A 21,892-nucleotide genomic window follows, 5' to 3' on the forward strand; every position below is an offset into this window, starting at 1 on the left:
GACGTCACACTGGGTCACACGGGGTCATATGCGCGCCTCTGATCATGCGTCAGAAGGCGCGGGTCATGCGTCAGAAGGTGCGGGCTCCCGGATATCGCCGCCATCGATCGGCGCAGCGGGTCCTGCACCCTGGGGCGGTCGCTGGTAATGCGCGTCGACCAGCCAGCCGACCGCTGCCAGGACGGTGCAGACACCGATGATGTGCAGTGCGACCAGCACCTCGGGCACGCCGGTGAAGAACTGCACGTACCCGAGGAGGCCCTGGGCGAGGACGACGAGTGTGAAGGCGATGGCCGGTCGGCGCAGGCGGCGCGCGTGGGGGAGCCCCCGTCGCACGGCCCGCTGAGTGATGACGACCATCGCGATAGTCACCGCCACGAGAGCCCAGACCGGGGCGGCGTGCAGGCGGGACATGAGGAGGGTGTCGAGGCCGTTGCGGGCGCTCAGCTCGTCGCCTGCGTGCGGTCCCGCTCCGGTGACGAGCACACCCAGGAGGACGACGATCCAGGTGAGGGCGAAGGCCGTCCATGCGAGACTGCGGGCCAGGCGCGATCCCACGGGACGCGAGGGTCCACCCGAGTCGTAGGTGCGTCGGACGAACAGGACCGATACGACGACGGCGACGGCAGAGGGCACGAAGTGGCCCGCCACGACCCAGGGGTTGAGACCGGTGAGGACGGTGACCCCGCCGATCACGGCCTGGACGGGCACGATGGCGGTGAGCCCCACGGCGAACCACACGAGGTCGGGCCGGGTGCGGAACCTGCGGAGCAGGATCAGGATGGTGACGACCCCGAGCACCCCCAGGCTCACTCCCAGGAGTCGGTTGCCGAACTCGATCGCGGAGTGCATCGTGAGCTCGCCGTGCGGGGTGATCGACTCAGCCGTGCACCGGGGCCAGGTGGGGCAGCCCAGACCGGAACCGGTGAGTCGCACCAGGGCTCCGGTGAGGATGATGAGCGATTGGGCGCTGAGCATCATCCAGGCCAGGATGCGGTCGATTCGCGACGTCACAGGCGTATGTCCTCACTCGGGTCGTGTTGACGGGCGGTCAGCATTCTAGTGGGCGCCGACAGCGGGTGCGCGACCGGAGCGTCGGGTGGGACTGGGAGTCTCAATTGGGGTTGGGAGTCTCAGCTGGGATCGGCAGCCTCAGTCGAACGAGAACCAGCGCCGTGCCGCAAGGGTGCCGAGCAGTGCCCACGCCACCAGGATGCCCAGTGACGGCCACGCGATCGCGCCGTCGACGACGGAGGCGCGCAGGGCCGTGCCGAGCGCTCCCGGCGGAAGGAGCTCCATCACGCGTCCCCACATCCCCTCCCGGTGGAACAGCAGGCCTCCGACGGAGGCCATGAGGACCCAGAGGAGGTTCGCGACGGCGAGCGTCGCCTCCGGCCGCAGGGTGCCGGCCATGAGGACGCCCCAGGAGACGAGTGCCGCGGCCCCGGCCAGGAGCGAGAGGATCATGCCCGGCCAGCTCAGCGTGCTGAACGACAGCCCCAGTAGGCCGGCGGCGGCGAGCAGCAGCGTCGCCTGGACGACGAGCACGCAGATCACCGCGCCGAGCTTGCCCCAGATGACACCCGCGGCACCGAGCGGAGTCGTCGCGAGCTGTCGGAGCACGCCGTACCGTCGGTCGAACGCGGTCTGGATCCCCTGTCCGGCGAAGGCGATCGAGGCGACTGCGACGCCCAGCACCCCGGCGGCCCCGTACTGCACTTCCGAGATGCCAGGCGGCAGATCCGTCAGCGACGACAGCACCTCGGTGCGGCCCAGGCCGACCAGGATGATGAGGGGCAGGATGACGGCGAGCAGCAGCTGCTCGCCGTTGCGGAGCACCGCGAGGGTCTCGAAGCGCGTCTGCGCGATGACGCGGCGCAGTGAAACGGATGTCGTCACCTCAGGCTCCTCCCCGTCAGTTCGAGGAACACATCGCCGAGCGATTTGCCGCGGAAGTCGAGTGAGCGCACGTCAAGCGAGTGGTCTGCCAGCACGCCCGTGATCCTGTGGAGATCCGCCGCCGCGGGGCGCGCGTCCAGGGTGATGACGTTCCCGTCGACGTGGACCGTCCCCTCCGCCGCGAGTGCGATGAGCGCAGATTCCGGGGGATCATCGTCCACGACGATCCGCGCGGTCCTGCCGGGGACATCGCCGGCTTCAGTCCCCGTCAGCCCGGACACTGTGCCGTGAGCGATGACGCGGCCGTGATCGATGACCGTCACGATGTCTGCGAGTCGCTCCGCATCTGCCATGTCGTGGGTCGTCAGGACGATCGCAGCGCCGGCCGCGCGCAGGTCCTGCACGACCTGGTCCACGGCGATGCGCGCCTGCGGATCGAGTCCTGCGGTCGGCTCGTCGAGGAAGACGAGGCGGGGCCGACCGATGAGGGCGGCGGCGAGCCCGACGCGCTGGCGCTGTCCGCCGGAGAGCCGTCTGATCGATCTGTCTGCGAACGCATCGATGCCCAGACGGTCGACGAGCTCGTCGACGTCTGCAGGCTCGCGGTAGAGCCTGGCGAGGTGCCGGAGCACGGCCACGGGCCGCGCGGACATCGGCAGGCCGCCGTCCTGGAGCATGACGCCCGTGAGTTCGGCTGTCCGCGCATGGTCGCGGCCGGGGTCGAGCCCGAAGAGGCTCACGCTGCCGGACTGCGGGGTGCGGAGCCCCACCGCGCACGCGATCGTCGACGATTTCCCTGCGCCGTTGGGGCCCAGCAGCGCGTGGACCTGCCCCTCGTGGGCGGTGAGTGAGACGTCCTCGACTGCGGTCGACCGACCGTACGACAGGGCGATGCGCTCGACGCACAGGGGGAGGGTGCTCATAAGAACCTCACTGTACTGTGTGCGAGGCAGCGCCCCGGAGACCCATACGTGACATACACGACAGGGTGTCCGGAACAAGGTCGGTGGCTCCCGGCGTTTACATCAGTACAATTAGGTCAGAGACTTGTTGCACAAACGAGTGCACTAACTGGTGGGGAGGTTCCGTGACAGCAGCAGAAGCAGTGCCGACCGAAGACGGCAGGACCCGCCAGCGCGTGCTGAGCTCCGTCCTGGACCACGGGCCGATCTCTGCGTCGTCGCTGGCGAAGATGATGGGACTGACTGCCGCCGCCATCCGCCGCCACCTCGACGCGCTCACGGACGATGGCCTCATCGAGGTCCGAGCCCTCGCCGGACAGCGTGCCGGACGGGGTCGCCCCGCGCGGCACTACACCGTCACATCTGCGGGTCACGCGCAGATCTCCCACACCTACGACGAACTCGCAGTCGACGTGCTCGAGTACGTCAAGGATGCCGCCGGCCCGGAGCTCGTCGAGGGCTTCGTCCGGCAGCATACGGATCGCCTGCGGGACCGCCTGCGCGATCGCCTGCCCGACTACCGGCACGGCGCGCAGGGGGAGGGGACCGTCGCGGAGCGCTCGCGTCGGCTCGCCCGGGCGCTCGACCGCGAGGGCTTCGCCGCATCAGCGACACCGGTCGCAGCCGGAACGCCGATGGAGGCGATGCAGCTCTGCCAGGGTCACTGCCCCATCCGCAATGTGGCCGAGCGCTTCCCCGAGTTCTGCGAAGCAGAGCTCGGGGTGCTGTCCGAGTACGTTGGCGTCGACGTGCGCCGCCTGTCGACCCTTGCCGGCGGCGCACACGTCTGCACCACACACATCCCCACGTCCGCACTGGCTCGCCCCCTCATCGGCGAGCCCGGCACGGACCCCAGACAAGGAGGTTCACGGTGACCGACACCGCCGAGACCAACAGGATCCTGGAGCTCAATCCCGAGCTCAAGGACATCGGTGCCTACCAGTACGGCTGGCACGACAAGGACGAGGCCGGCGAGACCGCGGAGCGCGGCCTCAGCGAAGACGTCGTCCGGAACATCTCCGCGATCAAGGAAGAGCCGGACTGGATGCTCCAGCGCCGTCTCAAGGCGCTCAAGCTCTTCGAGAAGAAGCCCATGCCGTCCTGGGGCGCGGACCTCTCCGGCATCAACTTCGACGACATCAAGTACTTCGTGCGCTCGACGGAGGGCCAGGTGCAGTCCTGGGAAGACCTCCCCGAGGACATCAAGACGACGTACGACCGCCTCGGCATCCCGGAGGCGGAGAAGCAGCGCCTCGTCGCAGGTGTCGCCGCGCAGTATGAGTCCGAGGTCGTCTACCACCGGATCAATGAGGAGCTCGAGCGCCAGGGCGTCATCTTCATGGACACGGACACCGCTCTCAAGGAGCACCCGGAGATCTTCCAGGAGTACTTCGGGACGGTCATCCCCTCCGGCGACAACAAGTTCTCCGCTCTCAACACCGCCGTGTGGTCGGGCGGCTCGTTCGTCTACGTCCCCAAGGGCGTCCATGTCGAGATCCCGCTCCAGGCCTACTTCCGCATCAACACGGAGAACATGGGCCAGTTCGAGCGGACGCTGATCATCGCGGACGAGGGCTCCTACGTCCACTACGTCGAGGGCTGCACGGCACCCATCTACAAGTCGGACTCGCTGCACTCCGCAGTCGTCGAGATCATCGCGAAGAAGGACGCCCGCGTCCGGTACACGACGATCCAGAACTGGTCGAACAACGTGTACAACCTCGTGACGAAGCGTGCGATCGCAGAGCAGGGCGCGACCATGGAATGGGTCGACGGCAACATCGGCTCGAAGGTCACCATGAAGTACCCGGCGATCTGGCTGACGGGCGAGTACGCGCGCGGCGAGACGCTGTCGGTCGCGTTCGCCGGTGCGGGACAGCACCAGGACACCGGTTCCAAGATGGTGCACGCCGCGCCGCACACGCAGTCGTCGATCGTCGCGAAGTCCGTGGCACGCGCCGGAGGCCGTTCGGGCTACCGAGGCCTCGTCCACATCCACCCCGGTGCGCACGGGTCCTCGAACAACGTGCTGTGCGATGCGCTGCTCGTCGATGACAACTCGCGGTCGGACACCTACCCGTACATCGACATCCGCGAGGACGACGTGACCCTCGGCCACGAGGCGACGGTGTCGAAGGTGAGTGAGGACCAGCTCTTCTACCTCATGTCCCGCGGGATGGAGGAGACCGAGGCGATGGCGATGATCGTGCGCGGGTTCATCGAGCCGATCGCGCGTGAGCTCCCCATGGAGTACGCACTCGAACTCAACAAGCTGATCGAACTGCAGATGGAGGGTTCCCTGGGCTGATCGGGTCCCCACAGACCCTGCTCAGCACACTCGGAACCACCAGGAGACCTAAGAAACATGACACAGACACTGGATACGCGCTCCGGCGTGCCCGCACTCCTCAACGGCCGCCAGGACCGCATCCGCAGCTTCGACCTCGCGGACTTCCCCCCGGTCACCGGCCGGGAGGAGGAGTGGCGCTTCACCCCGGTGAAGCGCCTGGCCGACTTCTTCGAGGACGCCGGGACCGACGCGGCGCTCTCCATCACCACTGACCTGCCCGAGCAGGTGACCGTCGAGACGATCGATCTCGAGGCGGCACGCGCCCTCGGCATCCTCGAGCCCGAGGACCGCCCTGCCGTCATCGCGGCGGCGCGGGCCGGGGGAGTGACCCACTACTCGATCCCCGCGAATGCGGAGATCGACGAGCCCGTCATCATCCGCGCGAACGGCACGGGCGACGACACCGTCCATGGGCACGTGCTGCTCACGATCGGCGCCAATGCCAGGGCGACGGTCGTCTTCGAGCACGAGGGCCGCGCCCGGTACTCGGAGTTCTTCTCCGTCATCGTCGAGGACGGAGCGTCACTCACGCTGGCGTCCCTGCAGATGTGGGACGACGGATCCGCGCACCTCGGGCAGCACGACGCGCTCGTCGGCAAGGACGCGCACTACCGCCACATCTCCGTGACGCTGGGCGGCGACATCGTCCGCCTGGGCTCGAACGTGCGCTACCGGGGCCCCGGCGGCGAAGCGGAGCTGCTCGGGCTCTACTTCGCGGACGCGGGCCAGCACCTCGAGCACCGCACCTTCATCGACCACAACACCCCGAAGGCGACCTCGAACGTCATGTACAAGGGCGCGCTGCAGGGGAAGGACGCTCGCAGCGTCTGGGTGGGCGACGTGCTCATCCGTCCTGAGGCAGAGGGCATCGACACGTACGAGCTCAACCGCAACCTCATCCTCACGGACGGTGCCCGCGCCGATTCGGTGCCGAACCTCGAGATCGAGACCGGCGATATCGAAGGTGCGGGTCACGCGTCGTCGACCGGCCGGTTCGACGAGCAGCACCTCTTCTACCTCATGAGCCGCGGCATCCCCGAAGAGGAGGCCCGTCGACTCGTCGTCCGCGGCTTCTTCAACGAGGTGATCCAGAAGATCGGCATCCCGGAGATCGAATCCGCGCTCACCGACAAGATCGAAGAAGAGCTCGCGCGGAGCGTCCAGTGAGCCTCGTCCCCGTACTCCCCGCAGCAGACCTGGCCGCCGGCTCCGCCGTGCGCATCATCGTCGAGGACCGGGAGGTCTGCATCGCGCGCACCGAGGACGGAGACGTCCACGCGATCGACGACGTGTGCACGCACGGTGAGGTCTCCCTCGCAGAGGGCGACGTCATCGGCTGCACGGTCGAGTGCTGGCTGCACGGCTCCGCGTTCGATCTGCGCAGCGGGGAACCCACGACACCGCCGGCGTTCGAACCCGTCGAGGTCTACGCGTGCGAAGAGCGCGACGGACAGATCTTCGTCGACGTCTCCGGCTGACAACACACTTCCACTCAGACACGAATACGAGGTAGTCATGACCACTCTCTCCATCAAGGATCTGCACGTCTCCGTCGAGACGGAGACCGGGCCGAAGGAGATCCTCAAGGGCCTCACGCTGGACATCAACAGCACTGAGACGCACGCGATCATGGGCCCCAACGGCTCCGGCAAGTCGACGCTCGCGTACGCACTCGCGGGCCACCCCCGCTATGAGGTGACGTCCGGCACCGTCACGCTCGACGGCGAGGACGTCCTCGCGATGTCCGTCGACGAGCGTGCGAAGGCGGGCCTGTTCCTCGCGATGCAGTACCCCGTCGAGGTCCCCGGCGTGACCGTGACGAACTTCCTGCGCACCGCGAAGACCGCGGTCGACGGCGAGGCCCCCAAGCTCCGCACGTGGACCAAGGAGCTGTCCGCATCCATGAAGAACCTGCGCATGGACCCGGAGTTCGCCTCACGCAGCGTGAACGAGGGCTTCTCCGGCGGTGAGAAGAAGCGCCACGAGATCCTGCAGATGCAGATGCTGAAGCCGAAGTTCGCGGTGCTGGACGAGACGGACTCCGGACTCGACGTCGATGCCCTGCGCATCGTCTCCGAGGGCGTCAACGTCGCGCGGGAGAACAGCGACCTGGGCGTCCTGCTCATCACGCACTACACGCGCATCCTGCAGTACGTCCGCCCCGACCGCGTCCACGTGCTCGTGAACGGCCGCGTCGCGGAGTCCGGCGGCCCGGAGCTCGCCGATCGCCTCGAGGCCGAGGGCTACGACCGCTTCCTCGTCGAGGCCTGAGCGGATACGCGTCGATGGATCATCTCGAGACCACCCGCGTGCGGGGCGATTTCCCGCTGCTGGAGCGCACGGTCAACGGCAAGCGGCTCGCGTACCTGGATTCGGGTGCGACCGCGCAGAAGCCGACGTGCGTCATCGACGCGGAGCAGGACTTCCTCACCCGGTCGAACGCCGCCGTCCACCGCGGGGCGCACACCCTCGCGGTGGAGGCGACGGACGCCTTCGAGGCCGGCCGGTCCGCCATGGCCGGGTTCGTCGGCGCGGCGGAGGAGGAGATCGTCTGGACGAAGAACGCCACGGAGTCGCTCAATGTGATCTCCTACGGCTTCGCGAACGCCTCCGCAGGCCTCGGCGGATCCGACGCGGAGCGGTTCCGTCTGGGTCCCGGCGACTCGATCGTCGTGACGCAGATGGAGCACCACGCGAACCTCGTCCCATGGCAGCAGCTCGCGCTGCGCACGGGGGCCGAGCTCCGCTGGCTCGGGCTGACGGACGATGGCCATCTCGACCTCACTGATCTGTCGGAGGTCGTCGACGCATCCACCCGCGTGGTCGCGTTCACGCACGTGTCCAACGTCCTGGGGACCGTCAACGACGTCCCCCGGCTCGTGGAGCGGGCCCGCGAGGTCGGTGCGTTCACGGTGCTGGACGCGTGCCAGTCCGCGGCGCATCTCCCGCTCGACCTCCACGGCCTCGGCGTTGACTTCGCGGCGTTCTCCGGGCACAAGATGCTCGGCCCCACCGGGGTCGGCGTGCTCTACGGACGCAAGGAGCTGCTCGACGCTCTGCCGCCGGTGCTCACCGGCGGTTCCATGATCACGACGGTGACGATGGAGGAGTCGGGGTTCCTGCCCGCACCGCAGCGGTTCGAAGCGGGCACGCAGCCGGTCGCCCAGATCGTGGGCCTCGCAGCGGCTGTGGAGTACATGAGCGAGATCGGGATGGACGTCATCGCGGCGCATGAACGGGCGATCGGTGCGGCCCTGCTCGACGGAGTCGCATCCGTGCCCGGGGTCCGGATCCTCGGACCGCGCGATCCGGCCGTGAGGATCGGCGCCGTCGCGTTCGACGTGGACGGCGTCCACGCCCATGACGTCGGACAGTTCCTCGACGCCCAGGGCGTCGCCGCACGCGTGGGCCACCACTGCGCCCAACCGCTCCACCGCCGCTACGGCATCACCGCCTCGACGCGCGCCAGCGCCGCCGTCTACACCGACCAGGACGACGTCGACCAGTTCGTCGCGGCACTCCGCGGCGTCCGACCGTTCTTCGGCCTGGATGGAGGCACACCATGACGGATCTCACACAGCTCTACCAGCAGGTCATCCTCGACCACGCGAAGCAGCGCGTGGGCGAGGGCACCCTGCGCGCACCGTCCGCGGACGAACGGCCCGCGGGCTTCGGCTCGTCGCATCAGGTCAACCCCACGTGTGGTGACGAGATCACCGTCGAGTACGGTCCCGTCACCGGCACGGAGCACCCTCTGGTGTGGGACGGCTCCGGCTGCTCCATCTCCATGGCGTCCGCGTCCGTCGCCGGCGAACTGCTCCAGGAGCAGGGCGCCGACGGCTTCCGCACGGCGGCACCCGCATTCCGCGAACTCATGCACTCACGCGGGAAGGGCGAGCCGGACGAGGACCTGCTGGGAGACGCAGCCGCGTTCCAGGGCGTGTCGAAGTTCCCCGGTCGCATCAAATGCGCTCTGCTCGCGTGGGTGGCGTTCGAGGACGCGATCGCGCAAGCTGAGACTACGAAGGAGTGATCACCCATGCCTGAAGTCATCGATTCACCCAGCACCGCGTCGCCCGAAGAGGTGACCGAAGCGCTCTATGACGTGATGGACCCCGAACTGGGCGTCAACGTCGTCGACCTCGGACTGCTGTACGGCGTCAACGTCGACGAGGAGGGCATCGCGATCGTCGAGATGACGCTCACATCCGCAGCCTGCCCCCTCACGGACGTGCTCGAGGACCAGGTCGCCCAGGTGCTCGACGGGATCGTCCCGGCGTTCCGGCTCAACTGGGTCTGGATGCCGCCGTGGGGCCCGGAGAAGATCACCGAGGACGGCCGCGAGCAGATGCGCGCGCTCGGCTTCAACATCTGAGCGTCACCATCTGAACCACCGGTCCACCGGGCTTCGGAGCGCAGGGGCTTCCGCGCCGTCGGCACTGACACGTGCTGACGGATGCGGGGCCCCTGCGTCGTTCCCGGTAGCATGATGTGGCCCCGAAACACGTCCCACCCCGAAACGGAGAATCTGTGACCCTCACCGCCGCCGCCGATGGATCGGCACTCGGCAACCCCGGCCCCGCAGGCTGGGCCTGGTACATCGACGAGGAGCGCTGGGCGGCAGGCGGCTGGCCCTCGGGGACGAACAACCGCGGTGAGCTGCAGGCCGTCATCGAACTCCTGGAAGCCGCAGCCGACGTCGACGATCTGCACATCCTCTGCGACTCGAAGTACGTCATCAACTCGATCACGAAGTGGATGCCGAAGTGGAAGCTGCAGGGCTGGAAGAAGGCCAACAAGGAAGACGTCCTGAATCGTGACCAGATGGAGCGACTCGACGCACTCATGACGGCCCGGGACGCGGCGGATCTCAGCGTGCGCTTCGAATGGGTGAAGGGCCACTCGGGACACTCGCTCAACGAGGCCGCCGATGAGCGCGCCCGCGCAGCGGCAGAGGCCATGCGCGCCGGCAGGCCGGCTCCCAGCGGCCCCGGGATGGGGACGCCGAACGGCGCCACAGCCGAGCCCACCCTCACCACCCCCGAGGCGGCTGCCACCGAGACCTCCACGGTCGTCGTGTCGTGCCCGCTCGAGGTCGACCTCGCGGAGGCGATCGTGTCACGTGCACGGTCCGCCGGCCGCAGCCCGCAGGAACTGCTCGCGGATCTGATCCGCACCGGATGGGAGGCCCGCGCATGATCTCTGCAGGAGACTTGAGCGTCGTCGTCGGCTCGCGCACACTCATGACGGGTGTGTCGTTCCGCGTGGACAGGGGAGACCGTGTGGGTCTCGTCGGCCGCAACGGCGCGGGGAAGACCACACTCACCAAGGTGCTCATGGAGGAGATGCAGCCGACGGAGGGCACCGTGTCCCGCTCCGGTTCCATGGGCTACCTCCCGCAGGATCCGCGCGCCGGCGATCCGAAGTCGACCGGCAGGGAGCGGATCCTCGGAGCCCGTGAGCTCGATGTGCTGGCGCGACGCATGCGTCGGGCCGAGGAGCAGATGTCCTCACCGGATCCGAAGGTGATGGAGAAGGCCATCGACAAGTATCCGCGCATCGAGGCGGAGTTCGTCGCCGCAGGCGGGTACGCCGCGGAGTCGGAGGCGTTCTCGATCGCGGCCAACCTGGGACTCGACGAGCCCCTGCTGAATCAGACGCTCGACACGCTGTCCGGCGGTCAGCGCCGCCGTGTCGAACTCGCACGGATCCTGTTCGCCGCGCCGGACACGATGATCCTCGATGAGCCCACGAACCACCTCGACGCGGAATCCGTGATGTGGCTGCGCGACTACCTCAAGACGTACTCCGGCGGACTCGTCATCATCTCCCACGACCTCGATCTGATCGACGAGGTCGTGAACAAGGTCTTCTTCCTCGACGCGAACCGCCAGGTGATCGACATCTACTCGATGTCCTACCGCCAGTACCTCAAGCAGAGGGAGGCGGACGAGCGGCGACGTCGCCGGGAGCGGGCGAACGCGGAGAAGAAGGCGTCTGCCCTGCACGCCCAGGCGGACAAGATGCGGGCGAAGGCGACCAAGACGGTCGCGGCGCAGAACATGGCGAAGCGCGCGGACAAGATGCTGTCCGGGCTCGAGGCGGAGCGTGCCGCGGACAAGGTCGCGCACCTGCGCTTCCCCGCACCCGCCGCCTGCGGTCGTGTGCCCCTGACGGCGGAGGGCCTCTCGCAGTCCTACGGATCGACAGAGGTGTTCACGGGCGTCGACCTGGCGATCGATCGTGGGACGCGCGTCGTCGTCCTGGGCTTCAACGGAGCCGGCAAGACGACGCTGCTGCGCCTGCTGGCCGGTGTCGAGGATCCGGATTCGGGCGAGGTCGTACCCGGTCACGGCCTCAAGCTGGGCTACTACGCGCAGGAGCACGAGACGCTCGACATGTCGAAGTCCGTCCTGGAGAACATGCGCGCGGAATCGCCGCACCTCGACGACACCGGAGTGCGCACCGTGCTGGGCTCGTTCCTCTTCAGCGGAGACGACGTCCACAAGCCGGCGAGCGTGCTGTCCGGCGGTGAGAAGACCCGACTGGCCCTGGCCACACTCGTCGTCTCCAGCGCGAACGTGCTGCTGCTGGATGAGCCGACCAACAACCTCGATCCCGCATCACGCGAGGAGATCCTGTCTGCGATCCGCCGGTACGAGGGCGCCATCGTCCTCGTGACCCACGATGAGGGCGCGGTCCAGGCGCTCGACCCCGATCGGGTGCTGCTGCTGCCGGACGGCGATGAGGACCACTGGTCGGAGTCCTACCTGGACCTCGTGACGCTGACCTGACTGAGCGTGCCCGGCTGGGTCTCAGACGCCCAGCTGGGAGTCGAGTGCCGCGTCCTCGTCCTCCTGCTCGCGTCTGCGCGAGCGCGGGATCTTCCGCGGTTCCATCCCGAGGTTGGCGGCCAGCGCAGCCTTCCGGGCGGCAGCCTGACTGCGCCCGGGGCGCTTGACGCCCCCTGCCTTCAGCGCCTCCTTGTCCACCACGACGTACTCGACGCCGTCCACGACGGAATCCTCCGCGAGCTCGTCGTCGCGCTCACCGCGGCGGATGGCCGCGCGCTCCCGCTTCGCGGCGTAGGCGACTCCGACCAGGATCATGATGCCGAAGGTGATCCACTGGAACGTGTAGCTCAGGTGCGAGCCCGGGTCCGTGTTCGGCTCCGGCAGGGCCTCGAGGGGTTCGGCCGGGGGCGGTTCCTCGGAGTCGAGGTACCCGTACGCATTCGCATAGGCCTCCTCTCCCACGATGAGCGGCGGATCGACTGCCACGACGGACTCACCGGTGTTCTCCGACGAGTCGCCTTCCTGCGCGGGACGCAGCCACGCGGAGATGGTGACCTCTCCCGGGGGAGGGGCGGGGGCCTCGGCGGCGGATGCATCGGCACCGGAGCCGGACTCCCAGCCGCGGGCCACGAGCAGCGTGCCGCCGCCCTGCACATCGAAGGGCACGAGGATCCAGTAGCCCGCGCTGCCGGCCTTCGGGCGGTTGCGGGCGACCACCGATTCGTCAGTGCGATAGGTGCCCGTCGCCTGGACGTGCGTCCACTCCTCGTCCTCCGAGAACGGCGCATCGGTGCTCGGCAGGACCTCGTCGAGGGGCACTGCCGGGGCGCCGTAGTGCGCCTCGATGCGCTCGATCTCCGCGTCCCGATTCGCGCGGCGGTCGTTCTGCCACGACGCGAGGAGTCCGCAGACCAGCGCGGCGACGATGGCGAAGGCGAAGTACTGCAGCCATCGGCGGGAGAAGAGGAGCTTCATCCAGCACCCTCGGGGATCGCATGGGCGTCGACGGTCTCACGGTGGAAGCCGCGCAGCGAGAGGAATTCCTCGAGGTGCTCGCGGTGCTCGTCGCACGCGAGCCAGACCTTGCGCCGGTCCGGAGTGTGGAGCGACGGGTTGTTCCACAGCAGAGCATGGACGGCCGCGTCGCCGCAGCCCTTCGCGGAACAGATGAGCGCGGGTGCCTCAACGGCCATCCTCGTCCTCCTCGGGTGTCGTGCGGTCGTACGTATCAGCCAGGACCTCGCCGACGATCAGCGGCTCCGACGAAGCATCCGGTGCCTCCCGTGCGTCGGGTGCCTCCCGTGCGTCCGATTCTTCCCGTGCGTCCGGCACCTCCCGTGCGTCGGAAGCGCCAGAGCGATCGGAGCGGGTCGGTTCGGGCGGGAGGACGGGCCGCGGTGGTCCGTCGACGCCCGACATGTCGTAGTGCACCAGCCGCTCGTTGCGGGAGTTCGCGATGACGACCGCCATATACGGCAGCACGACGGCGCCGCCCAGCATGACCCACCGGAGCGGACCGGTGACGACGAAGGCGAGCAGAAGGCACACGACTCGGATGATCATCGAGATCGTGTAGCGCCTCACGCGCTGTTCGTAGTCCTTGTCAGCGGATTCCTGTGCATCCGAGACAGAGGTCGGGGGTCTGTTCTCCGCCATAGCCACTGCTCATTCTATCTCCGATAGTGTGGTCCCTGTTCATGCCCACCCCGCAGACCGTGTGATCTCTGCGGCTCAGCTCGACCTGCCCAGGAGAGATGACAATGACCCAGACCACCCCGAGTGCTCCAGAGGCCGCCGTGACACCTCGCGTCGTGCTCGTGACCGGCGGCAATCGCGGCATCGGACGGACGATCGCGGAGCAGATGATCGCCACCGGCCACCGGGTCGCGGTCACCTCGCGCAGCGGCGACGCGCCGGACGGGGCACTCGCCGTCGCGGCGGACGTGACCGATGCGGACTCGCTCGATCAGGCGTTCACCACCGTCGAAGCGGAGCTGGGCCCGGTCGAGATCATCGTCGCGAACGCGGGCATCACCGCGGACAACCTCCTCATGCGCATGACGGATGACGAGTTCACCTCCGTGATCGACACAAACTTGGGCGGCGCCTACCGCACGGCCCGCCGCGCGATCACGAACATGATCCGCGCGAAGTACGGCCGCATCGTGCTCATCTCCTCGGTCTCCGGGCTCTACGGAGTGGCCGGGCAGTCGAACTACTCCTCGTCGAAGGCGGGGCTCGTGGGCCTCGCCCGGTCGATCACGCGCGAGGTCGGCTCCCGCGGCATCACCGCCAATGTCGTCGCGCCGGGCTTCGTCCGCACCGACATGACGGACGAGCTGCCGGAGAAGCAGCAGAAGGAGTACCTGCAGCAGATCCCGGCGAAGCGCTTCGCGGAGCCGGACGAGGTCGCCAAGGTGGTCCGCTGGATCGCCTCGGACGAGGCCGCGTACATCTCCGGTGCCGTCATCCCGGTCGACGGCGGCCTGGGCATGGGACACTGACCCACACGACTCTTCGCACGATTCTTCGACGGCAGACGTCGCCCTCGACACCCTCTGATCAGAAAGGCCCACCTATGGGAATCCTCGACGGTAAGCGCATCCTCATCACCGGCGTGCTCACGGAGGCGTCGATCGCCTTCGCCGCGGCCCGCCTCGCACAGGAGCAGGGAGCGGAGGTCATCCTCTCCTCGTTCGGCCGCCAGATGAAGATCACCTCGGTCATCGCGGAGCGCCTCCCGCAGACGGCTCAGGTCATCGAGCTCGACGCGACGAACGACGACGACCTCGCCGCGCTGCCCGAGCGCCTGGGCGGGAACATCGACGGCATCGTCCACGCGATCGCCTTCGCACCGAAGGACGCACTGGGCGGCGTCTTCCTCGACACCCCCTTCGAATCCGCATCCAATGCGTTCCACGTCTCCGCGTACTCGCTGAAGTCGATCGCGGTCGCGGCTCGTCCCGTGCTCAACGAGGGTGCGGGCATCGTCGGGCTCACGTTCGATGCGCGGATCGCCTGGCCGGCGTATGACTGGATGGGCGTGGCCAAGGCCGCTCTCGAATCGACCTCCCGCTACCTCGCGAAGTACATGGGTGCCGACGGCGTGCGCGTGAACCTCGTGTCCGCCGGTCCGCTCAAGACGACCGCGGCGAAGTCCATCCCCGGCTTCGAGGCGTTCGAAGACGTCTGGGGCCAGCGCGCACCGCTGGGCTGGGACCAGACGGACACGGAGCCCGCGGGCAAGGCGATCGTCGCCCTGCTGTCCGACTGGTTCCCGGCGACGACCGGTGAGATGGTCCACGTCGACGGCGGTCTGCACGCGACCGGCGCCTGACCCCCGTGGCGGGCGGGTACGGTGAGAGCATGCCTCTTCTCGTACTCGCCCGCCACGCGCATACCATCCCCGCAGCCGAGGCCGGAACCGACGACTTCGACCGGCCCCTCAGCGACGCCGGTCAGGCGCAGGCCCGCCGGATGGGGGAGCACCTGGCGTCCCTCGCACCCGCGATCGACACGGTCATCGCCTCCTCAGCGGTCCGCACAGTCGCCACCGCCGAGGCCATCGCGAGCGGTCTGGGTGCGGCACCTGCCGCTGTGGTGAAGGATCCATCGCTCTACAGCGGCTGGGTGGATGCCTGGGCCGATGCGATGGCCGCGATCCCGGCCGATGCCGCCGGAGCCGTCATCGTCGGACACGAGCCGACCGTGAGCGCTGTCGTCGCGCACGTGACCGACGGCGGTGCCTCCGGGCAGGTGCCGCGGTTCCCGCCGAGCTCCATCGCTGTGTTCCGCCTGGAGTCGTGGGACGACCTGAACGCGCCGCACGTCGCCGGCGCGGGGCGGCCGGAGCTCATCCGTCACTTCAAGGAGTGAGGAGTGCGCGTCACCGTCGGAGTGCGCGTCGGGCCTGCTGCCACACCGTCATGAGGTCGCGCTCATCGACGATGACGTCCGCGTGGGGGCGCAGAGCCGGCTTCGCGCAGAAGGCGACGCCCACCGCGGCCGCCTCGAGCATGTCGATGTCGTTGGCACCGTCGCCCACGGCGATCGTGCGCGATACGTCGATGCCGCGCGCGCGGGCGATACTCTGCAGATGACGGGCCTTGCCGGCGCGGTCGACGATCTCACCCAGGACGTGACCCGTGAGGACCTCGGTGCCGCCCTCCGCGCGGGTCTCGAGGTGGTTCGCACGCACCTCGTCGATCTCCATTCCCCGCGTCACCTGTTCGATGACAGCGGTGAAGCCCCCGGACAGGAGTGCCACCGCCCAGCCTGACGCCGCAGCCGCGGCGACGACCTTGCGAGCACCGCGCGTCAGCGTGACCGCGGCCGCGGCATCGGCGAAGACGCTGACCGGCAGGCCCTCGAGGACCGCCACCCGCTCCCGGAGGCTCTGGGAGAAGTCCAGCTCTCCGCGCATCGCACGCTCCGTCACCGCAGCGACCTCGTCGCGTCTGCCCGTCGCGTCGGCGAGCAGCTCGATGACCTCCTCCTCGATGAACGTGGAGTCGACGTCGAACACGAGCAGGCCCTGATCAGTCATGATTCGATCCTAAGCCGAGTGAGCGCGGTGATGACCCGGGCCGCCGCGCTGTGGACCTCGGCGAGTGCCGGGCCGACCACCGGACCGCCCGTCTGGGCCGGCACCGCGAGCGAGGACAGGCTCCCGTGCACGTGCAGCGCCGTGTGGAGGCTGCGGGCCGCATCGTGATCGCCCGTGAGGAGTGCGAGCGCCGCGTGCTGCGTGTCGTCGTGGTCTCCGGACAGATCCGCCTGCCAGTCGCGCCAGGGAAGGTCCGCGAGGGGCTCTGAGTCTGCGTCCGTGAACGACTGCCCGTGCGCTTCGACGGCCGCGAGCGCGTGCATGACGGACTCGCGCAGGCGGCGTGAGGCCTCGGCGGGGGTGATGTGGTCGACAGTGGTGAACACGGACGGTGCGCAGGGCACGACTACGACATCGCCCTCCAGACCCACCGCGGCGACTGCAAGGGCTGCGCCGTCCGCATCCTCGACGACGCACAGCGCCCGGGTCCGCGCAGAAGCGCGCGCCGTCGCCCGGCGTCCGTCGCGGTCCAGGCGCGGCACCCGCAGCGGCAGCGACGGGTGGACGGGTTCGGCACGGACCCTCACGGCTCCGGCACGGCGCAGACCGGCGGCCCAGAGCAGCAGGCCGGCAGGGACCTCGGCGCCGGACCCCGCAGGGGGCGCGAACACGGTGTCTGACACGATCAGCGGGACCGGCAGGCCGGCGGACACGAACGCCTCCGACACGTCGTCGGGGACAGTGCGTTCCGCCAGCCGCGCAGTGACCGCGGTGGCGAAGAGGACGGGGAGGAGGGGTGTCGTCGTGAGCATCGCTGGAAGTATAGGGTGACAGGTATGAGTGCAGTGGTGGAGTTCGATTCGGTCAGTGTCCGTCGCGGTCAGACGATCCTCCTGGAGGAGCTCAGCCTGACGGTGCGCGAAGGCGAGCACTGGGCCATCCTGGGGCCCAACGGTGCCGGCAAGACGACCCTCCTGCAGCTCGCCGGGGCGCGCATGCACCCGACCACGGGCACGGTGAACCTGCTCGAGGAGACGCTGGGACGGGTCGACGTGTTCGAGCTGCGACCGCGCATCGGCTTCGCCTCGTCGAACCTCGCGCAGCAGACCCCCGGTTCGGAGATCGTGCGGGACCTCGTGCTGACCGCAGCCTACGGAGTGCTGGGCCGGTGGACCGAGGAGTACGAGGAATCGGACGTGCAGCGTGCCGAGGACCTGCTCCACGCGTTCCGAATCGGAGATCTCGCGCACCGGCCGTTCGGCACCCTGAGCGAAGGGGAGCGCAAGCGCGCCCAGATCGCCCGCTCGCTCATGACGGACCCGGAGCTCCTCCTGCTCGACGAGCCCGCCAGCGGCCTCGACCTGGGCGGTCGCGAGGAGCTCCTGCAGGCGCTGACGGAGATCCTCGGCTCGCCCAGCGCGCCGACGACGATGATGGTCACCCACCACGTCGAGGAGATCCCCCAGGGCGTGACGCACGCTCTGCTGATGCGGGACGGCGGCATCGTGTCCGCGGGCCCGCTGCGTGAGGCGCTGACCGCTGAGAACCTCACCGCCGCGTTCGATGTACCCGTCATCCTCGATGAGCAGGACGGGCGCTTCACCGCTCGCGCGCACGACTGATCCGTGGAGATCTACGAAATCATCGCCATCCTCCTCGCGGGGGTCGGCGCCGGGGCCATCAATGCCGCCGTGGGATCGGGCACACTCATCACGTTCCCCGCTCTCGTCGCGTTCGGGGTCCCGCCCGTCACGGCGACGATGAGCAACGCGATCGGCCTGATCCCCGGAGGCGTCGCGTCGTCCTTCGGCTACCGCGAGGAGATCCGAGGGCAGGGCAAGCGGCTGCTCAAGCTGGTGCCGGCGTCACTGATCGGCTCGCTGGTGGGAGCGTTCCTCCTCCTCACGCTGCCGGACGACACGTTCGAGTCGGTCGTCCCCGTCCTCATCGTGGTGGCACTGCTGCTGGTGGTCTTCCAGCCGATGGTGCAGCGCTTCCTGCGGAGGAAGAAGACCGCCGAGGTCGCTGAGACGGCCGAGGCGGCTGAGTCGGCGGAGACGGCCGCGGTCGTCCCCGCGGACGCCGGCATGGGCCTCCTGTCACCCGGTCGGTGGATGCTGGTCACCCTCATCGTGTTCCTCACTGCGATCTACGGCGGGTACTTCGCCGCGGCGCAGGGGATCATCCTCGTCGGTCTGCTGGGGCTGGTCCTGCCGGACAGCCTGCAGCGGATCAACGGTGCGAAGAACGTGCTCGTGCTCGTCGTGAACATCACGTCTGCGACGGTCTACACGATCGTCGGCTTCGATCGGATCCATTGGCTCGCGGTGCTCCTCATCGCGATCGGATCGCTGTTCGGCGGGTACTTCGGTGCACGCGTGGCACGGAAGCTCAGCCCCGTCCTGCTGCGCGTCATCATCGTGGTCCTGGGCCTCGTGGCGTTCTGGCGCATCCTCGCCCTGTGATCGGCCGCAGGATCCCGTGAGCATCTGGAGGACGCGGCAGTGAACACCCCGAAGAAGCCCGAACCGACGGATGAGGAGATCCTCGCCCTCGCGCAGACGTGGGGGATCGACGTCGAGCGGCTGCGGTTCATCGACGAGCGTTCGGACGGTTCGGGGTGCGCTGCCGGTACCCGAGACACAGTTGCTCTCGTGGCGGAGTACTCGCAGCTGACCGACGTGCGGCTGCGCGCGTCGACGGAGGCCGCCAACGGCCTCTACATCGCGGAGTCGAGCAAGATCATCAACCGTGCCCTCGCTGCGTCGCACACGCCGAGGTCGTTCTTCATGACCAGACTGTGGTTCCCCCGTCTGGTGGAGACGCTCAGCAGCACCTGGAGGCGCGACGCACCGATCCTCATCGGATCGGACGCACGGATCGAGGGCATCACCGGATTCCATCTGCACCGGGGAGCGCTGGCATCCATGGAGCGTCCCGACCCGGTGCCCGTCGCCGAGGCCGTGGCGGGCGCACGACGGGTCGTTGTCGTGGAGGACGTCGTCGACCACACGAACCTGGGTGCGATCTTCAGGTCTGCGGCGGGCCTCGGCGTCGACGCTGTCCTGCTCTCTCCCGAATGCGCCGACCCCCTGTACCGGCGATCCATCCGCGTGTCGATGGGGACGGTCTTCCAAGTGCCGTGGGCCCGCTTCACACGATGGCCGCACGGACTGGGGGAGCTGCGGGAGACCGGCTTCACCGTCGCCGCGCTCGCGCTCGAGGAGGACAGTGTTCCGCTGAAGGAGTTCGCCGCCGGTGCACCCGAGCAGGTGGCGCTGGTCATGGGCACCGAGGGCGACGGGCTGCGGCGGGCGACCATCGATGCCGCCGACGCGACCGTGCTCATACCGATGGCGCACGGTGTCGATTCCCTCAATGTCGCCGCGGCGACGGCTGTCGCCTGCTACGCACTGCAGATCGATGAATGACGACATCGCCGAGTGAGAAGGTCGCAGAGTGAGAAGAAGGAGTCGCTTCGATGACGATGAATCAGCCGCAGCCTGAGTCCGCACCGCGGGTAAGACCCGATCGCGCGGTCCTGGCCCGGCACCTCGACGCTGTGAGGATCACCGGTCGGGTCGCGACTCCGCGGGAGAACAATCTGGCCCACATCGGGCGGTTCCTCGCACAGGAGCGGCAGTTCGACTTCGGGGTCTCACTCTCGCGCGAGTGGACCGAGGACGAGGTGTTCGACCTCATGGTCGGCAGAGTCGGGATCAGCGATGACCGACGGTTCGTCGAAGGCGTGGACACGATCTCTGCGGAGAAGTGCATCGACGCGCTGGACCGGATGCGATCCGTGCTGCTGGAGGTCGTGGAGGCGCGCGGGGCGATCCTCTTCGCGACGGGCCACCCGGCAGGGCTCCTGCCGGTGCACCAGGCGGTGGCCGCGTGGGCGGAGTCGCGCGGAGCCACGATCGCGGGTCTCCGGGTCGATGAGCGGTCCGAACCCCTCTGGGTGAGTGCCCCGGTGGGCGGCGATGTGCGGCGGATGGATCGCGTGCACGTCTGGCATCAGCACGGCGGTCTGCCGCACACGCATTTCGCCGAGCCGATGCTCGCGCTGCTCGAGGCACTGCAGTCGACGGGGGAGGGGACACCGGACCTGGTCGTCGCGGATCACGGATGGGCCGGAGGAGCCGGCACCTCCGGTCTGCGCACGGTGGGGTACGCAGACTGCAATGATCCTGCGCTGTTCGTCGCCGAGGCGCAGGGTCAGGTCGACGTCGCCGTCCCCCTGGACGACAACGTCCTGCCCCAGTTCTACGAGCCCCTCATCGACTACGTGATCGGATCGACTGCCTGATAGGGGAGCAGCCGCACCGGGCACTCACCCTGCAGCGCAATCCGTGCCGGAGGGGTTCTCATTGCAGTCATCCTCGACGCGGTACGTGTGATAGCGGTAGACCGTCATGGACAGACCGTCGCTCTGGACCGCGGCGGTTCCCACGATCGGGCTCCAGCCGCCGCCGTAGTTGTACTCGCCTGTGTAGACGGTCGTGAGGGTCACGGTGCGGTCGCCTTTGTCGCCGTACGTATGAGTGATGGACCCGTACTGGGGGTGGCTGGGCTCTCTGCCGGGAGATTTCGCGGATGTGGAGTTCCCGTCGCCGAAGTCCCAATGGAACTCGATCGGTGTCGCACGCACCTGCAGCGGGAAGCCCAGCAGTTCGGCGGAGAATTCCCTGACGCTCGCGTCCGCCCAGAAGGCGGTGGACTTGCCGATGACCGTCCAGTCGACGGGGAGGGCGTGCGGAGTCGACGGCGGAATATCGAAGGACGCGAAGTCGGACTCGCTCGGGATCGGGGGAGCTATGCCCCCGCCGCCGTCCGGGTCGGACTCCGGATCGCCGTGCTCGCATATGGTCGCTTCCTGCCCCTCTGGAATCTCGCACCAGGACCCGGGTCCATCGGGGTCGGTCCGAGGTCCTCCGCCGCCACCTCTGTCGCCGCGGTCTCCACCGCCATTCCCGCCGCCCCCGCCGTTGTCCCGTCTTGGAGGTGGTTTGTTCCCTCCACCGTCGCCTCTACATTCGATTTTGTTCTTCCCACGATGTGCGCAGTCCGGACCTGCCGAGTTTGTTGAGAGCGACTGTGCTGGAGGGCTGACTTTTATTGTTGCGAGCATTGGCAGGAGGATCATTAAAGTGACTGCTACGAGGAACTTAGCGGATCTCATTGCACCCCGCACCGTCCTCATAGAACCTTTGGTTGTATAAGGTCCACTCTGAGTCAATCAGTTCGGCTTCAACATATCCCATTGTTTCTATATCCTGGTTAACCGGCTCTTCGCAGATGAGGGTGTAGACCCAGGTGCCGGGGATCCGCCCGTGTCGTT

Annotated in this window: 26 protein-coding genes; 17 read left to right on the forward strand and 9 right to left on the reverse strand. The window is 68.3% G+C overall.

The annotated features are described in order from the left end of the window. Positions 1-63: 63 nt before the first annotated feature. The 3 genes from FM105_RS08770 to FM105_RS08780 all read right to left on the reverse strand — a co-directional run bounded on the left by FM105_RS08770 (position 64) and on the right by FM105_RS08780 (position 2,822). Positions 64-1,014: a COX15/CtaA family protein gene (locus FM105_RS08770; RefSeq protein ID WP_087007363.1), complete on the reverse strand. Its 951-nt coding sequence runs from the start codon at positions 1,012-1,014 to the stop codon at positions 64-66. Positions 1,015-1,152: 138 nt separating this feature from the next. Continuing rightward, a complete protein-coding gene (locus FM105_RS08775) occupies positions 1,153-1,899 on the reverse strand; it encodes an ABC transporter permease (RefSeq protein ID WP_179207128.1) in 747 nt (248 codons plus the stop codon). Next, positions 1,896-2,822: an ABC transporter ATP-binding protein gene (locus FM105_RS08780; protein WP_087007365.1), complete on the reverse strand. Its 927-nt coding sequence runs from the start codon at positions 2,820-2,822 to the stop codon at positions 1,896-1,898. Before FM105_RS08780 ends, FM105_RS08775 begins: the two co-directional genes overlap by 4 nt. A 164-nt stretch (positions 2,823-2,986) precedes the next feature. Between FM105_RS08780 and FM105_RS08785 the strand changes: the two genes are divergently transcribed. From FM105_RS08785 to FM105_RS08830, 10 genes are all read left to right on the forward strand, one after another. Then, positions 2,987-3,736 (forward strand): helix-turn-helix transcriptional regulator, encoded by a 750-nt coding sequence (locus FM105_RS08785; RefSeq protein WP_087007367.1) that lies wholly within the window; start codon positions 2,987-2,989, stop codon positions 3,734-3,736. Further along, on the forward strand, positions 3,733-5,169 hold the full coding sequence (gene sufB, locus FM105_RS08790) for a Fe-S cluster assembly protein SufB (RefSeq protein ID WP_087007369.1): 1,437 nt from the start codon (positions 3,733-3,735) through the stop codon (positions 5,167-5,169). Before FM105_RS08785 ends, sufB begins: the two co-directional genes overlap by 4 nt. A gap of 57 nt (positions 5,170-5,226) precedes the next feature. Next, positions 5,227-6,378: a Fe-S cluster assembly protein SufD gene (sufD, locus tag FM105_RS08795; protein WP_087007371.1), complete on the forward strand. Its 1,152-nt coding sequence runs from the start codon at positions 5,227-5,229 to the stop codon at positions 6,376-6,378. Beyond that, positions 6,375-6,689 (forward strand): non-heme iron oxygenase ferredoxin subunit, encoded by a 315-nt coding sequence (locus FM105_RS08800; RefSeq protein WP_087007373.1) that lies wholly within the window; start codon positions 6,375-6,377, stop codon positions 6,687-6,689. Before sufD ends, FM105_RS08800 begins: the two co-directional genes overlap by 4 nt. A 37-nt stretch (positions 6,690-6,726) precedes the next feature. Then, positions 6,727-7,482 carry a Fe-S cluster assembly ATPase SufC gene (sufC, locus tag FM105_RS08805; RefSeq protein WP_087007375.1) on the forward strand — a complete coding sequence of 252 codons (756 nt, stop codon included), beginning with the start codon at positions 6,727-6,729 and terminating at the stop codon, positions 7,480-7,482. A gap of 14 nt (positions 7,483-7,496) precedes the next feature. Next, a complete protein-coding gene (locus FM105_RS08810; protein ID WP_087007377.1) occupies positions 7,497-8,777 on the forward strand; it encodes a cysteine desulfurase in 1,281 nt (426 codons plus the stop codon). Beyond that, positions 8,774-9,244 carry a Fe-S cluster assembly sulfur transfer protein SufU gene (gene sufU / locus FM105_RS08815; RefSeq protein WP_087007379.1) on the forward strand — a complete coding sequence of 157 codons (471 nt, stop codon included), beginning with the start codon at positions 8,774-8,776 and terminating at the stop codon, positions 9,242-9,244. Before FM105_RS08810 ends, sufU begins: the two co-directional genes overlap by 4 nt. 6 nt (positions 9,245-9,250) lie before the next feature. Continuing rightward, a complete protein-coding gene (locus tag FM105_RS08820; protein ID WP_087007381.1) occupies positions 9,251-9,586 on the forward strand; it encodes a metal-sulfur cluster assembly factor in 336 nt (111 codons plus the stop codon). A 155-nt stretch (positions 9,587-9,741) separates the two neighbouring features. Beyond that, entirely contained in the window at positions 9,742-10,410 is a 669-nt protein-coding gene (locus FM105_RS08825; protein ID WP_087007383.1) for a ribonuclease H family protein, read from the forward strand. Then, positions 10,407-12,005, forward strand: coding sequence for an ABC-F family ATP-binding cassette domain-containing protein (locus FM105_RS08830; protein WP_087007437.1), 1,599 nt, complete (start codon positions 10,407-10,409; stop codon positions 12,003-12,005). The genes FM105_RS08825 and FM105_RS08830 overlap by 4 nt, the downstream gene beginning before the upstream one ends. A 21-nt stretch (positions 12,006-12,026) precedes the next feature. Here the strand turns inward: FM105_RS08830 and FM105_RS08835 are convergent, their stop codons facing one another. From FM105_RS08835 to FM105_RS08845, 3 genes are read right to left on the reverse strand one after another with little or no spacing between them, the layout of a single operon-like run. After that, positions 12,027-12,980, reverse strand: a complete 954-nt coding sequence (locus FM105_RS08835) for an SURF1 family cytochrome oxidase biogenesis protein (RefSeq protein ID WP_087007384.1) — start codon at positions 12,978-12,980, stop codon at positions 12,027-12,029. After that, on the reverse strand, positions 12,977-13,198 hold the full coding sequence (locus tag FM105_RS08840; protein WP_087007386.1) for a hypothetical protein: 222 nt from the start codon (positions 13,196-13,198) through the stop codon (positions 12,977-12,979). Before FM105_RS08840 ends, FM105_RS08835 begins: the two co-directional genes overlap by 4 nt. Then, complete coding sequence (locus tag FM105_RS08845; protein ID WP_087007388.1) at positions 13,188-13,661, reverse strand: DUF3099 domain-containing protein; 474 nt, start codon at positions 13,659-13,661, stop codon at positions 13,188-13,190. The genes FM105_RS08840 and FM105_RS08845 overlap by 11 nt, the downstream gene beginning before the upstream one ends. Before the next feature lie 104 nt (positions 13,662-13,765). Here FM105_RS08845 and fabG point away from each other — a divergent pair, with 104 nt between their 5' ends. The 3 genes from fabG to FM105_RS08860 all read left to right on the forward strand — a co-directional run bounded on the left by fabG (position 13,766) and on the right by FM105_RS08860 (position 15,881). Then, positions 13,766-14,509 carry a 3-oxoacyl-ACP reductase FabG gene (gene fabG / locus FM105_RS08850; protein ID WP_087007391.1) on the forward strand — a complete coding sequence of 248 codons (744 nt, stop codon included), beginning with the start codon at positions 13,766-13,768 and terminating at the stop codon, positions 14,507-14,509. A gap of 74 nt (positions 14,510-14,583) precedes the next feature. After that, the gene (gene fabI / locus FM105_RS08855; RefSeq protein ID WP_087007393.1) at positions 14,584-15,342 is read left to right on the forward strand and encodes an enoyl-ACP reductase FabI; all 759 of its coding nucleotides are present in this window, start codon (positions 14,584-14,586) and stop codon (positions 15,340-15,342) included. Positions 15,343-15,371: 29 nt separating this feature from the next. Then, entirely contained in the window at positions 15,372-15,881 is a 510-nt protein-coding gene (locus tag FM105_RS08860) for a SixA phosphatase family protein (protein WP_143275852.1), read from the forward strand. A gap of 10 nt (positions 15,882-15,891) precedes the next feature. On the opposite strand, the gene serB is transcribed toward FM105_RS08860, so the two are convergent. After that, positions 15,892-16,551: a phosphoserine phosphatase SerB gene (gene serB, locus FM105_RS08865; protein ID WP_087007397.1), complete on the reverse strand. Its 660-nt coding sequence runs from the start codon at positions 16,549-16,551 to the stop codon at positions 15,892-15,894. Then, on the reverse strand, positions 16,548-17,363 hold the full coding sequence (locus FM105_RS08870) for a hypothetical protein (protein ID WP_087007399.1): 816 nt from the start codon (positions 17,361-17,363) through the stop codon (positions 16,548-16,550). The genes serB and FM105_RS08870 overlap by 4 nt, the downstream gene beginning before the upstream one ends. A 24-nt stretch (positions 17,364-17,387) precedes the next feature. Between FM105_RS08870 and FM105_RS08875 the strand changes: the two genes are divergently transcribed. From FM105_RS08875 to FM105_RS08890, 4 genes are read left to right on the forward strand one after another with little or no spacing between them, the layout of a single operon-like run. Beyond that, entirely contained in the window at positions 17,388-18,173 is a 786-nt protein-coding gene (locus tag FM105_RS08875; RefSeq protein ID WP_087007401.1) for an ABC transporter ATP-binding protein, read from the forward strand. 3 nt (positions 18,174-18,176) lie between these two features. After that, entirely contained in the window at positions 18,177-19,016 is an 840-nt protein-coding gene (locus FM105_RS08880; RefSeq protein ID WP_087007403.1) for a sulfite exporter TauE/SafE family protein, read from the forward strand. Positions 19,017-19,055: 39 nt separating this feature from the next. Then, on the forward strand, positions 19,056-19,982 hold the full coding sequence (locus FM105_RS08885) for a TrmH family RNA methyltransferase (RefSeq protein WP_087007405.1): 927 nt from the start codon (positions 19,056-19,058) through the stop codon (positions 19,980-19,982). Between the two features lie 50 nt (positions 19,983-20,032). Next, positions 20,033-20,860, forward strand: a complete 828-nt coding sequence (locus tag FM105_RS08890) for a phosphatase (protein ID WP_256970311.1) — start codon at positions 20,033-20,035, stop codon at positions 20,858-20,860. A gap of 24 nt (positions 20,861-20,884) precedes the next feature. On the opposite strand, the gene FM105_RS14540 is transcribed toward FM105_RS08890, so the two are convergent. Further along, positions 20,885-21,697 carry a PKD domain-containing protein gene (locus FM105_RS14540; RefSeq protein WP_143275853.1) on the reverse strand — a complete coding sequence of 271 codons (813 nt, stop codon included), beginning with the start codon at positions 21,695-21,697 and terminating at the stop codon, positions 20,885-20,887. Positions 21,698-21,892 lie beyond the last annotated feature (195 nt).

This window comes from Brevibacterium yomogidense (genome assembly GCF_900163715.1).
Taxonomy (GTDB): Bacteria; Actinomycetota; Actinomycetes; order Actinomycetales; family Brevibacteriaceae; genus Brevibacterium; species Brevibacterium yomogidense_A.

Coding starts and splice junctions, on each gene's coding strand:
- FM105_RS08780 (WP_087007365.1), bottom strand. CDS start 2,822: ATGAGCACCCTCCCCCTGTGCGTCGAGCGCATCGCCCTGTCGTACGGT.
- sufD (WP_087007371.1), top strand. CDS start 5,227: ATGACACAGACACTGGATACGCGCTCCGGCGTGCCCGCACTCCTCAAC.
- sufC (WP_087007375.1), top strand. CDS start 6,727: ATGACCACTCTCTCCATCAAGGATCTGCACGTCTCCGTCGAGACGGAG.
- FM105_RS08810 (WP_087007377.1), top strand. CDS start 7,497: ATGGATCATCTCGAGACCACCCGCGTGCGGGGCGATTTCCCGCTGCTG.
- sufU (WP_087007379.1), top strand. CDS start 8,774: ATGACGGATCTCACACAGCTCTACCAGCAGGTCATCCTCGACCACGCG.
- FM105_RS08820 (WP_087007381.1), top strand. CDS start 9,251: ATGCCTGAAGTCATCGATTCACCCAGCACCGCGTCGCCCGAAGAGGTG.
- FM105_RS08830 (WP_087007437.1), top strand. CDS start 10,407: ATGATCTCTGCAGGAGACTTGAGCGTCGTCGTCGGCTCGCGCACACTC.
- FM105_RS08835 (WP_087007384.1), bottom strand. CDS start 12,980: ATGAAGCTCCTCTTCTCCCGCCGATGGCTGCAGTACTTCGCCTTCGCC.
- FM105_RS08840 (WP_087007386.1), bottom strand. CDS start 13,198: ATGGCCGTTGAGGCACCCGCGCTCATCTGTTCCGCGAAGGGCTGCGGC.
- FM105_RS08845 (WP_087007388.1), bottom strand. CDS start 13,661: ATGGCGGAGAACAGACCCCCGACCTCTGTCTCGGATGCACAGGAATCC.
- fabG (WP_087007391.1), top strand. CDS start 13,766: ATGACCCAGACCACCCCGAGTGCTCCAGAGGCCGCCGTGACACCTCGC.
- fabI (WP_087007393.1), top strand. CDS start 14,584: ATGGGAATCCTCGACGGTAAGCGCATCCTCATCACCGGCGTGCTCACG.
- FM105_RS08860 (WP_143275852.1), top strand. CDS start 15,372: ATGCCTCTTCTCGTACTCGCCCGCCACGCGCATACCATCCCCGCAGCC.
- serB (WP_087007397.1), bottom strand. CDS start 16,551: ATGACTGATCAGGGCCTGCTCGTGTTCGACGTCGACTCCACGTTCATC.
- FM105_RS08870 (WP_087007399.1), bottom strand. CDS start 17,363: ATGCTCACGACGACACCCCTCCTCCCCGTCCTCTTCGCCACCGCGGTC.
- FM105_RS08875 (WP_087007401.1), top strand. CDS start 17,388: ATGAGTGCAGTGGTGGAGTTCGATTCGGTCAGTGTCCGTCGCGGTCAG.
- FM105_RS08890 (WP_256970311.1), top strand. CDS start 20,033: ATGACGATGAATCAGCCGCAGCCTGAGTCCGCACCGCGGGTAAGACCC.
- FM105_RS14540 (WP_143275853.1), bottom strand. CDS start 21,697: ATGATCCTCCTGCCAATGCTCGCAACAATAAAAGTCAGCCCTCCAGCA.